Annotated in this window: 9 protein-coding genes; all 9 read right to left on the bottom strand. The window is 41.3% G+C overall.

The genetic code is table 11. The features are described 5' to 3' along the window. Positions 1 to 341: 341 nt before the first annotated feature. The 9 genes from dsrP to U1E44_RS16275 all read right to left on the bottom strand — a co-directional run bounded on the left by dsrP (position 342) and on the right by U1E44_RS16275 (position 10,780). Positions 342 to 1,562, bottom strand: coding sequence for a sulfate reduction electron transfer complex DsrMKJOP subunit DsrP (dsrP, locus tag U1E44_RS16235; RefSeq protein ID WP_322932168.1), 1,221 nt, complete (start codon positions 1,560 to 1,562; stop codon positions 342 to 344). An 89-nt stretch (positions 1,563 to 1,651) separates the two neighbouring features. Further along, positions 1,652 to 2,773, bottom strand: coding sequence for a 4Fe-4S dicluster domain-containing protein (locus U1E44_RS16240; protein WP_322932169.1), 1,122 nt, complete (start codon positions 2,771 to 2,773; stop codon positions 1,652 to 1,654). Between the two features lie 10 nt (positions 2,774 to 2,783). Beyond that, positions 2,784 to 3,416, bottom strand: coding sequence for a hypothetical protein (locus U1E44_RS16245; RefSeq protein WP_322932170.1), 633 nt, complete (start codon positions 3,414 to 3,416; stop codon positions 2,784 to 2,786). Beyond that, entirely contained in the window at positions 3,406 to 4,122 is a 717-nt protein-coding gene (locus tag U1E44_RS16250; protein ID WP_322932171.1) for a hypothetical protein, read from the bottom strand. The genes U1E44_RS16245 and U1E44_RS16250 overlap by 11 nt, the downstream gene beginning before the upstream one ends. 345 nt (positions 4,123 to 4,467) lie before the next feature. Continuing rightward, entirely contained in the window at positions 4,468 to 6,795 is a 2,328-nt protein-coding gene (locus U1E44_RS16255; RefSeq protein ID WP_322932172.1) for a molybdopterin-dependent oxidoreductase, read from the bottom strand. A gap of 7 nt (positions 6,796 to 6,802) precedes the next feature. Further along, a complete protein-coding gene (locus tag U1E44_RS16260; protein ID WP_322932173.1) occupies positions 6,803 to 7,039 on the bottom strand; it encodes a hypothetical protein in 237 nt (78 codons plus the stop codon). Positions 7,040 to 7,281: 242 nt separating this feature from the next. Next, positions 7,282 to 8,028 (bottom strand): succinate dehydrogenase/fumarate reductase iron-sulfur subunit, encoded by a 747-nt coding sequence (locus tag U1E44_RS16265; RefSeq protein WP_322932174.1) that lies wholly within the window; start codon positions 8,026 to 8,028, stop codon positions 7,282 to 7,284. 77 nt (positions 8,029 to 8,105) lie between these two features. After that, positions 8,106 to 10,109, bottom strand: coding sequence for a fumarate reductase/succinate dehydrogenase flavoprotein subunit (locus U1E44_RS16270; protein ID WP_322932175.1), 2,004 nt, complete (start codon positions 10,107 to 10,109; stop codon positions 8,106 to 8,108). 2 nt (positions 10,110 to 10,111) lie between these two features. Beyond that, positions 10,112 to 10,780: a succinate dehydrogenase cytochrome b subunit gene (locus U1E44_RS16275; protein ID WP_322932176.1), complete on the bottom strand. Its 669-nt coding sequence runs from the start codon at positions 10,778 to 10,780 to the stop codon at positions 10,112 to 10,114. Positions 10,781 to 11,150 lie beyond the last annotated feature (370 nt).

Below are 11,150 nucleotides of genomic sequence, written 5' to 3' on the forward strand. Positions count from 1 at the left end.
ATTTTAATGAAAAAATTAACCGCTTAATTAATAATCGAAATTTAAAAGATCACTCTTGTTTTATAGGGGTCAAAACATTATGGCCGCTGTTGAACTAAACCCCAAAGTGGTAGCCTTTTCCAAACTCGAAAAATGTACCATCTTTTGGGAAGGCTACAAAAAAGGGAAGCCTACAACTTTATGAATAGGCTTTCCGCCTAAGGATTCCTATTCTAATTTCAAAGAGATTCACGTTCAGTCCTTCATTGCCTGTACTAAGCGAACATTTTAAGTGGATAAATACCTTAAAACGGATACGCTACAGACAAGTAGCTTCTTAATACCACTATAAAAAAGGGACATTATTTTCCTTTGTATTTTAATGTTCCTAACTCAATACCAATGGCCGTTTTTGCCAAAATGGTAAATACAAAAGCGCCCAAAGCCCAAATTCCTAGGGTTACCCCAATTTCTATTTTAGTTGGCAGGTATTCTACTATTTTGCCGTAAGGGCCGGGTATAAATCCGGGAACAATTAAACCAAATCCCTTTTCTATCCAAATGGCTACAAAAAGAATAAAACAGCAGAAGTATAAGACATTCAGCTTATTTCTGAGCCTGCCAAACGTGAGAAGTACTGTAGCCAGCACATTTAAGGGAATTGCCGTCCATATCCATGGTAATAGGGCGTTTTTACCGTGTAACCCGAAGAACAGGTAATAGGCACTTTCACTATGATGTGTGGGGGCGTAGAATTCCTTAAATAATTCCGAAACCAACATTATGAGATTAATTTGAGCCGCAACGGTAACGATCATTGCAATCTTTTGGATGGTTTTGTCTTCTATTTTAAATGCGGTAAAGGTTCGTATAACGGCCAATACCAAAATGATTAGCGCTGGCCCTGCGGCGAAGGCAGAGGCTAAGAATCGAGGCCCTAACAAGGCATTATTCCAGAAGGGACGAGCCTGCAGGCCTTGGTATAAGAAGGCGGTAACCAAATGAATGCCAACTGCCCAAAAAACAGACAAAACAGCACCGGGCACGTATACTTTAGGATTGGCTTCCTTGCCCTGATAGTGCCTAAAAAGAATATAGAACGGAATGCTTATATTAATAAAAAGATATCCATTTAAGACAATGACGTCCCATGTTAGCATCGAATTCGGAAAATTAAAAACTCCGATGCCGGGTAGCATGTGCCATAGCACCGATGGTCTGCCCATATCGGCCACCACAAAGGCCAAACACATTATTAAGGCAGCGATGGCTAACCCTTCTCCTATAAGCACAGCCTGCTTAAAGTCGATATCTTTAAGAACATAGGTTGGCATAACCAACATTACGGCAGCTGCAGCAACCCCAACTAAAAAAGTAAAATTAGAAATATACAGCCCCCAGCTTACCCGATCAGACATAGCAGTAACGCTGAGACCTTCCTCGAGTTGTAGCGCATAGCAGTACATCCCTATGAGGATCACCAGCGTCAAAACACCCATCCAAATATGGTATTTTAACGATCCTTTGGTGGTTATATCCAAACTATCGATCACTAAATTTTTAAATACTTTTAGCTGTCTCATTTTATATTGATTTCGAAATCAATCTTGGTCGTTTCTTACACAATGCCCATTGTTTTGATTTAGGTGTTTCTTTATGTAATAGCGTCATATTAATCCATAAAATACCAAAACTTGGGTTCTGTTCCCAGATCTTCTTTAAGCCTAAAAACTTTTTTGTTTTCTAACACCCACCTTATGGTACTATCCGGATCCAATAAATTTCCAAAAATTCGAGCTCCTGTAGGACAGGCTTCAACGCATGCCGGGTTTTTGCCTTTTCGGGTGCGCTGTACACAGAAAGTACATTTTTCCATGACGCCTTTTTTCCGCATTCTATTTCCCAGATAATGCTGCTCTTTATTGAGTTCATTTTCCGGAACTTCGGGTTTACTCCAATTAAAGCGTCTTCCATCATACGGACATGCAGCCATGCAATACCGACATCCTACACACCAATCGTAATCGATAACCACAATACCGTCATCTTCTTTCCATGTGGCTTGTACGGGGCAAACCTCAATGCATGGAGGATTGTCGCAATGGAAGCATTGGGTGCCCATATAAAAATGATTTTCGGCTGGCACTTCATGATAGTAGTTATCATCTGCCTTATCAAACTTAAATCCTTCGCCATCTTTCATTTCATGGATACGGATGTATTGCATTTGCGAATTTCTATCCTGATTATTTTCGGTCACACAGGCCGTGACGCAATTCATATAACCTTGACATTTAGAGATATTAAAAGCGTATCCAAAAAGCACATTTTCTTCGGCATTATCTGCGGACATTACAATGTTCTTACCCGTACGCAGCTCGTAGGATCGCATAAGCCTATTTATAGTACTTTGTTTTTCGTCATCGGTCATTAGTTTATAGTTTCCTTTAAACTGTTCTTCCCAATCTATTTGAGCTTTTTCTTTAGTATCATCGTTGGCAACCATACTGCACGACGTACTCACGGCTCCTGCGCCAATCAGTAAACTAGCCGTTAGTTTTTTAAAGGCAGTTCTGCGATCCATCTTCACGTCAAAAACTTGCTCAAAACCATCTTTGGATTTTTCCTCGCCTATAGATGCCGCAATGGCTCTTTCGTAAAATTCTTCAGCACTTAGCGCTTCTTGGTTGCTTTTGCAACTGCCTTGAGATTTTCCGCAACCACAAAATTCAGAAGCTTCTTTTTGTCTCTTCGGCTCTAGGTTTAGGGAGTACCACTTTTTTTTAACGCTCATAGCTTTATTTTTAATGATCTAGACCTTCTTTACGTTCTTTCCCTGTTTGGGTGTTATAGTGTACCGGCCATCTTTTTTCAAAACCCGGACGGTGCGGATCATGACAATTTACACAAGTCATCGAGGCTCTTGGGGGCGCCCATCCAGCAATTTTTTTACCGTGAGCTCCTCCTTTCCAGTCTTCAAACGCACTAAAGTGGCATTGTGCACAAAGGGTATAACTACGATTGAAATCTATTTCTTGATGGGTTAACGTATTTAGACTATTCATATCCTTACCGTTGTGGCATGTAGCACAATTCATCGTTTCACTATTGGCGTGGTTCAATACAATGTCCCGATGCGCTTTTTGCCCATTTAAGTGATTCGACGGTGTCATCAACGGCTTATTGTGGCACTCAGTACATGGAAATGATTTTAGTTGTCCTTGTCTTTCCAGGATGAAAAAGGTGTGCTGACCCTCGGTGATTTCAATCAATTCTAGATCGAGCAGTAACGATTCCGAGGAGTGTTTTCCATGGTAAGGAGTTGTTTCTGCCTCTATTTTGTCTGTAACCGAGTGATATTCGGATGTTTCTTTACAAGCGTTAAGTGCCGCAATTAATAGAAATATCACGTAATATGTATGGCTATTATTCTTCATAATTGCTATTTACAGATCTTTGGAAAACGGCTACATTCAGTTGGGTTTGGTCCAAGGCTTTGGGTAAATGACATTGTCGGCAATTAATGCGCTCAGGATGCGTAACTCTAATTTCGTTCGGTGCACTAGGGCCAGCATGACAAGCGATACAGTTTTCTCTCATTTGTAATTGGTGTGGTATCATAGGAGGGCTTCCCGGCATGGCACGGTTAATCCCAGCTCCTATTTTGGGCGGTTGTGCTTTTGCGAAACTAAATTCTCTAAACGTGGTATTGGTGTTTTTGGTAACATGACACTGCCTACAATTTACCATCTCCGGATGTGGCGATACGGGTGCATAGGCATTAAAATTGGCTACAAATCCTCCATTTTGATGGCATTGCAAGCACGTATTTCCGCCGAAACTTCCTTCTTTTTTTACGGGGTGTGGTATGCTTGGTGGCGCACCCAGATAGGCCCTGTTAGTATAATAATTCTTTAGTGTGCGCTGATGTTGTGCATCTATAGGTATGGCATAGATATCCATACCACTGTGATCAAACCTTCTGAAAACACCACTTTCTGTGGGGATTGAAGTTCCTGTCGGTGACTCAATAACCGATATGGTTCCTTCCTCTAGTCCTTCTTGGTAACTGAAGTTCCAAACGATTATAAACATGATAAAGAGTATCAAAAAAAATGATATAATTCCAAATCTCTTTTTCATTATCAAAAATATTTATAAAACGTTGATTAATAATGGTTTATATCGTTTTGCAAAACTTCATTTTTTAAATACCCACCGGCCTGTGCCCTTTGGGTTGGTTGGGGGCTCTTATAAATTAAAATGCAGGGTACCGGATTGATAGCTATACCTTTTCTTTTAGGGTGCTATTTAGATGGATATACTACATATTGCTTTGAGGGTTTCATCAATGTTACTGTTTTTATGGTTTAATGAATGAATCAAATAAAAAATTTCTACTAAACCTAACCGATTCATGTCTCCATAAAAAATGGAAATTTCGGCTGGTAAGCAAAAAATTAAGGTTGCTTGTCATCAATTCCTAGCCTACACTTTTTCTATCTTAACCGCACATTTCTTATAATCAGGTTCTTTAGAAATGGGGCAGAACGCATCAAGGGTCACATCATTAATAAGCATATTTTCATCAAAAAATGGAACAAAAACTTGTCCTTTGGTAGGTAATCCCCTTTCGTTAATGGATGCAGGGAGTTTACAAGATCCTCGGCGCGAAGTGATTTTAATATAATCCCCATTTCGTATTCCTAAAGCCGAAGCATCTTCCGGATGAAACTCGGCATACGCATTGGGCATTGCTTGATGCAGTACAGGTATTCTGCGTGTCATAGACCCGGTATGCCAATGTTCTATGACACGTCCGGTATTTAGCCAAAATGGATACTCTTCATCCGGTTTTTCAGGAGCGTCTTCAAACGGACGTTGCCAAATAACTGCCTTCCCGTCGGGCATACCATAAAAATGAAAATCTTCACCGTTAGCGCAAGCAGGGTCATACGTAGCATTAAAACGCCATTGTGTCGATGTGCCATTCACATAAGGCCAGATGACACCCGATTCTTTTTTAAGCACGTCTACTGGTGCCATGCCATGTTTTGCGCCTTCATGGAACTGTCTGTATTCGTTGTATATCTCTTCTACATGGTTTGCTTTGCTGTAGGGAAATAAATCTCCGTAGCCCATTCTTTTCGCTACTTCTATAAACATCCATGCATCAGGGGCTGTTTCTCCCGGACCTTCTACCATTTTGTCCCAATACTGTGTTCTTCGTTCCGAATTTCCATAAAGACCACTTTTTTCAATATGCCAAGATGCGGGAAGAATCACATCTGCCACATCGGAAGTAGGCGTCGGAAATACATCAGAAACCACAACAAAACACGTTTCTTTTTGCATTCCGGGGCGATACCTACTTGTTTTGGGTAGCGAAACCAACGGATTTGTGGCTTGTATCCAAATAAATTTAATATCCCCACGATCTAAAGCTCTAAACATTTCGGTGGCATGATAGGTAGGTTTGGATGGAATATTTTCAACAGGAACTTTCCATATTTTTGCCGCTAATTCCCTGTCGTTTTTGTTCATTACAACGCCATGCGGTAGTTTATGTGTAAAAGTTCCCACTTCTCGTGCAGTGCCGCAAGCGGATGGTTGTCCTGTTAACGAAAAAGGGCCATTGCCCGGTTGCGATATTTTGCCGGTTAACAAATGAATATTGTACACTAAATTATTAATCCAAGTTCCTCGGGTATGCTGATTCATTCCCATACACCAATAAGAGACTACTTTTTTGTTTGGATTGCCATAAATGGAAGCCAGGTATTTAATGTCCATTACCGACACCTTGGCATATTTTGAAACCTCTTCGGGGCTATAGGCTTTTAAAAAGTCTTTATAGGCTTCAAAATCGATCTTCTCCGGTGCATCGGTAAATTCAAAATGGTCTTCGCGGCCATAGCCTATTTGGGTTAGCCCCTTACTAAAACTACAATGCTTCTGAACAAATGATTTATTTACCCATCCGTTTTTTATGATCTCGTAGCAAATGGCGTTGGCAACGGCTAGGTCTGTTTGAGGTTCAAATAAAATAGATTTGTCACTGGCTGTACTGGAGCGGGTCGTTCTTGTGGCAAAATCAATAATTTTTGCACCGCGTTTTGATTTTTGCTCTAACATTCTAGAAAATAACACCGGGTGCATTTCTGCCATATTATTGCCCCAAGTGATGAAATAGTCGGCATGTTCAATATCTTCGTAACACCCCATTGGCTCATCGGCACCAAAAGTGGTTAGAAATCCGGTAACTGCACTGGCCATACAAAGACGTGCGTTACAGTCTAAATTATTGGTGCCAATGGCACCCTTCATAAACTTGGATGCAATATAGCCTTCTGGGATCGTAGATTGCCCCGAGGTATACATGGCTACCGCATCTTTACCGTGTAAGGTTATGGTCTCTTTCATTTTGGTAGCTACCAAGTCTAAGGCCTCGTTTAGTGGTGTTTTTACATAGCGTCCGTTTTTTTTCACCAAGGCATGTGTGAGTCTGTCTTTGGCTTGGATACACATGATCTGATGATAGCCCTTTACGCACAGTAACCCTTTGTTCACGGCAGAATTAGGGTCTCCTTTAACGGCGACCGCCTTACCATTTTCTATGCCCACAAGAATGCCACAGCCTACACCACAGAATCTGCAGGGGCCTTTTTTCCAATCATAATTTGCGTCTTCGGGTATTTCCTTCATTTGCTCATTGGCAAATACGATCCCCGGAAACATGGACGCAGCAGCAGTCATTGCCGATAACATGGCCATTTTGCGAATAAAATTTCTTCTATGTATAACCGATTTGTACATGTACGTATTAATTTTCAGGTATAGTAAACCCGGAGACAAGGGACAATAATTTAAGACTTGCTATGGCATTTAGCTTTTCTTTAAGAAGGTCTTCTTCCCTTTCGTTTCTGGTCTCCGTTACCAAAGCTAGAACATCTTCATTCTCTGCTGGTATGATGTCACACTGTTTAAGACGTTGTAATGCCTTTATTAAATCCTCTTTTCTTCCCGGAAAGGAAAGTGCTAGGTAGCTTTTAACCGGCATATACTCAAATTTTTTAGTTCAATCTTAAATAACCTTTGCCTAATGTGTAAACAAGATAACAAAAATTGAAAAATAATTTGGAAACAAAGATGACAAAAGTCATGTCGGTTGATACAAAGGCACAGAAAGACTGAACCGGTCTTCTATTTTTAAGACGTTCAGCGCACTAATTGGGGAGAAGGTACAACTAGATGTTACAACCGAAGTGGTAAGGTAATTTTTTTTTTAGGCTTTTAAGAGGGTTATCCTTTTAAGGAGGCACTCAAAAATTCTCGATTCATTCTGGCGATGTTTTCTAAAGAAATGCCTTTAGGACATTCTACTTCGCAAGCACCAGTATTGGTACAGTTGCCAAAACCTTCCAAATCCATTTGTCGTACCATGTTTAAGACCCGTTCTGTGGCTTCTACTTGTCCTTGGGGAAGCAATGCAAATTGCGACACTTTGGCCGAAGTAAACAACATGGCACTGGCGTTTTTGCATGCCGCCACACAGGCACCACAGCCAATACAGGTAGCGGCATCCATGGCTTTATCGGCATCTTGTTTTCTAATAGGAATGGCGTTGGCATCAACAGTATTTCCGGAGGTATTTACAGAAATATACCCTCCTGCTTGTTGAATGCGATCAAAGGCAGATCTGTCTACAATTAAATCCTTTATTACGGGGAATGCGTTGGCTCGGAAAGGTTCTATGACAATGGTGTCTCCATCCTTAAATTTACGCATGTGTAGCTGACAGGTCGTTATAAAACGATCCGGACCGTGAGGTTCTCCATTGATCTGTAAGGAACACGCGCCACAGATACCCTCTCTACAGTCGTGATCAAACTCTACAGGTTCTTCGCCTTTGGTTATTAATTCTTCATTTAGCACGTCTAACATTTCCAAAAAAGACATATCGCCATCGATACCATCAATAGGATAGGTAACCATTTTACCTTTGGAAGCAGCATCTTTTTGGCGCCAAATTTTTAATTGTAATTTCATAAATTATGAATTTAAAAATCCATCCTATTAACCAGACAATGTACATGAGTACCTGCTGCTTGGGGCGGAGGAATCTATTACTTATAACTTCTTGTTTTTAATTCAATATTTTCATAAACGAGGTCTTCCTTGTGCAAAACAGCATCTTTGGGTTCGCCTTTGTACTCCCAGGCAGACACAAATTTGAAATTTTTGTCATCCCTCAACGCTTCGCCTTCGGGAGTTTGATATTCTTCACGGAAATGACCTCCACAGGATTCATTTCGGTTCAACGCATCTTTGGCAAACAATTCTCCCAACTCAAGAAAATCGGCAACACGCCCTGCTTTTTCCAATTCCTGATTTTTACTGTCTGCGGTACCGGGAACACGAACGTTTTCCCAAAAATCGGCTCGTAGTGCCGAAATTTGCTCTATAGCTTCATTTAGTTCTTTCGCATTACGCGACATACCACATTTATTCCACATTATTTTACCCAATTTCTTGTGGTAATAATCTACGGAATGGATTCCTTTGGCCGACATTAACTTCGCTATCCGGTCGTTTACTTCCTTTTCTACAGCGTCAAATTCGGGAGCGTCGGTGGCAATTTTCCCGGTTCTAATATCTTTGGATAAATAATTCCCTATGGTGTATGGCAACACGAAATACCCATCGGCTAAGCCTTGCATAAGTGCAGACGCCCCAAGTCTATTGGCGCCATGATCGCTAAAATTGGCTTCGCCTATAGCATAACAACCTTCTACCGTAGTTTGTAGGTTATAGTCTACCCAAAGTCCGCCCATGGTATAGTGTACCGCCGGATATATCATCATTGGCGTTTTATAGGGGTTTTGGTCTACGATTTTATCATACATCTGAAACAAGTTGCCGTATTTGGCTTCTATAACCTGTTCGCCCAACCTTCTAATTTCGGCATCATCTGCATTATGCAGACCGGAAGTCAATGCTTTTTCTTTTCCGTAACGCATGATGGCCGCAGAAAAATCTAAGTAAACGGCTTCTCCGGTTTTATTAACACCAAATCCGGCATCGCAGCGTTCTTTGGCGGCTCTGGAGGCTACATCGCGCGGTACCAAATTGCCAAAAGCAGGATACCTTCTTTCCAAATAATAGTCCCGATCTTCTTCTTTAATTTGTGTGGGTTTTAATTTTCCTTCGCGAATGGCTTTTGCATCTTCAAGTTTAGCGGGCACCCAGATACGACCGTCATTTCGGAGCGATTCTGACATTAATGTCAGTTTCGATTGATGATCTCCTGAGACCGGAATACACGTTGGGTGTATTTGCGTAAAACAGGGATTGGCAAAAAATGCGCCTCTTCTATGCGCACGCCATGCGGCCATAACATTACTTCCCATGGCATTGGTAGACAGAAAAAACACATTGCCATAACCGCCTGTGGCCAAAACCACGGCATGCGCCGAATGTCGTTCTATTTTTCCCGTAACCAAATCACGCGCAATGATGCCTCTTGCCTTTCCATTGACTTTTACCAAATCCATCATTTCATGACGGTTATACGACTGTATTTTTCCTCTGTTAATTTGGCGATTCATGGCAGAGTACGCACCTAATAGCAATTGTTGCCCTGTTTGGCCTTTGGCATAAAAGGTGCGGGAAACCAATACGCCTCCAAAAGAACGGTTGTCTAGGAGTCCTCCGTATTCACGGGCAAAAGGAACTCCTTGTGCCACGCACTGATCAATGATATTTCCGGAAACTTCTGCCAATCGGTATACGTTGGCTTCTCGGGATCGGTAATCGCCTCCTTTAATGGTGTCATAAAATAGTCGATAATTACTATCGCCATCTCCTTGATAATTTTTTGCAGCATTAATTCCGCCTTGAGCCGCAATAGAGTGCGCCCTTCTTGGAGAATCTTGATAGCAAAAGGTTTTCACGTTATAACCCAATTCGGCGAGGGTGGCAGCGGCAGAACCACCTGCAAGTCCGGTACCCACCACAATAATATCGATATTTCGCTTATTGGCCGGATTTACAAGGTCAATGTCGTTTTTATGTTTTGTCCATTTCTCGGCCAACGGGCCGGACGGTATTTTAGAATCCAATACTCCCATAATTAATGTGTAATTGGGTTAAGGTGATGATAGATTGCAATAAACGCAAACCCTAGAGGAATTGCGATGGCATAAATTTTAGTGATGGTTTTAATGGCAGGCGCATACTTATTGTTGAGACCCATGGTTTGAAATGAGGATGCAAACCCATGCAATAAGTGCAACGCCAAAAGCACAAAAGATAGAACATAGAGGATGGTTCGCCATATAGGTTGAAACTTCTCTACAGTTTCTGCATAATACCGTGTAGGATCTTCCGGGTTCACCGCAACGTATTTATAGTTCATTTCGTGAACCCAAAAATCGTAAAAGTGAAGCCCCAAAAAAGCCAAAACCACAAGACCGGTAATAATCATGTTTCGCGAAATCCAAGAGGCATTGGCACCTCCATTATATTGTGCGTATTTTACCGCTCTGGCCTTATTGTTCTTTAATTCTAATGCAATACCCATGAGAAAATGAACAAGTACGCCGGCTATCAAAATAGGCTGAAGTACATATTGCACCAACGGGTTATACCCCATAAAATGAGACCATGAATTAAAGGTATCCGGGGCAATTACAGAGGTAATGTTAATGACAAAATGCTGGCCCAGAAAGAACACCAAAAAAAGACCCGAAAGTGCCATTACTACTTTTCGGGCAATTGAAGCGTTTAGAAATCCACTCATTAGTACGATATTTTAATTACAAATTTAGGGTACAGTTAAGTTATTAACAAACTTTAGGGGTTTTTAGTGCGGTATTTAGAATTAATTTAAGGAATTGCGGATGCCCTCCGTGTTCGGAACTCAAAACTTGCGATTCCTTGATCCTTATTCCGCTATAAGAAAGGTTAATTCGATTGTATTTCAAAACCAAAAAGGGGAGGAACAAGGAGTGAGGATGGTTTTTCATTCTAAGGGGAATGACGTAATCTCTAACGGACGCCTTTTGAATCTAAAGATTCCCCGACCCTTGGGTGGGGGTTTCCTATTTATCGCTCCTTTGGAGAGGTCGGAACTGCCTTTTTGCAGTTCCGGGTGAGGTAAAATACAAAAT

Origin of the sequence: Aurantibrevibacter litoralis, assembly GCF_034651555.1 — a bacterium.
In the GTDB taxonomy this organism is placed as follows: Bacteria; Bacteroidota; Bacteroidia; order Flavobacteriales; family Flavobacteriaceae; genus Aurantibrevibacter; species Aurantibrevibacter litoralis.

Excerpts from the sequence above, each read along its gene's own strand:
- dsrP (WP_322932168.1), bottom strand. The coding sequence starts at position 1,562 with ATGAGACAGCTAAAAGTATTTAAAAATTTAGTGATCGATAGTTTGGAT.
- U1E44_RS16240 (WP_322932169.1), bottom strand. The coding sequence starts at position 2,773 with ATGAGCGTTAAAAAAAAGTGGTACTCCCTAAACCTAGAGCCGAAGAGA.
- U1E44_RS16245 (WP_322932170.1), bottom strand. The coding sequence starts at position 3,416 with ATGAAGAATAATAGCCATACATATTACGTGATATTTCTATTAATTGCG.
- U1E44_RS16250 (WP_322932171.1), bottom strand. The coding sequence starts at position 4,122 with ATGAAAAAGAGATTTGGAATTATATCATTTTTTTTGATACTCTTTATC.
- U1E44_RS16255 (WP_322932172.1), bottom strand. The coding sequence starts at position 6,795 with ATGTACAAATCGGTTATACATAGAAGAAATTTTATTCGCAAAATGGCC.
- U1E44_RS16260 (WP_322932173.1), bottom strand. The coding sequence starts at position 7,039 with ATGCCGGTTAAAAGCTACCTAGCACTTTCCTTTCCGGGAAGAAAAGAG.
- U1E44_RS16265 (WP_322932174.1), bottom strand. The coding sequence starts at position 8,028 with ATGAAATTACAATTAAAAATTTGGCGCCAAAAAGATGCTGCTTCCAAA.
- U1E44_RS16270 (WP_322932175.1), bottom strand. The coding sequence starts at position 10,109 with ATGGGAGTATTGGATTCTAAAATACCGTCCGGCCCGTTGGCCGAGAAA.
- U1E44_RS16275 (WP_322932176.1), bottom strand. The coding sequence starts at position 10,780 with ATGAGTGGATTTCTAAACGCTTCAATTGCCCGAAAAGTAGTAATGGCA.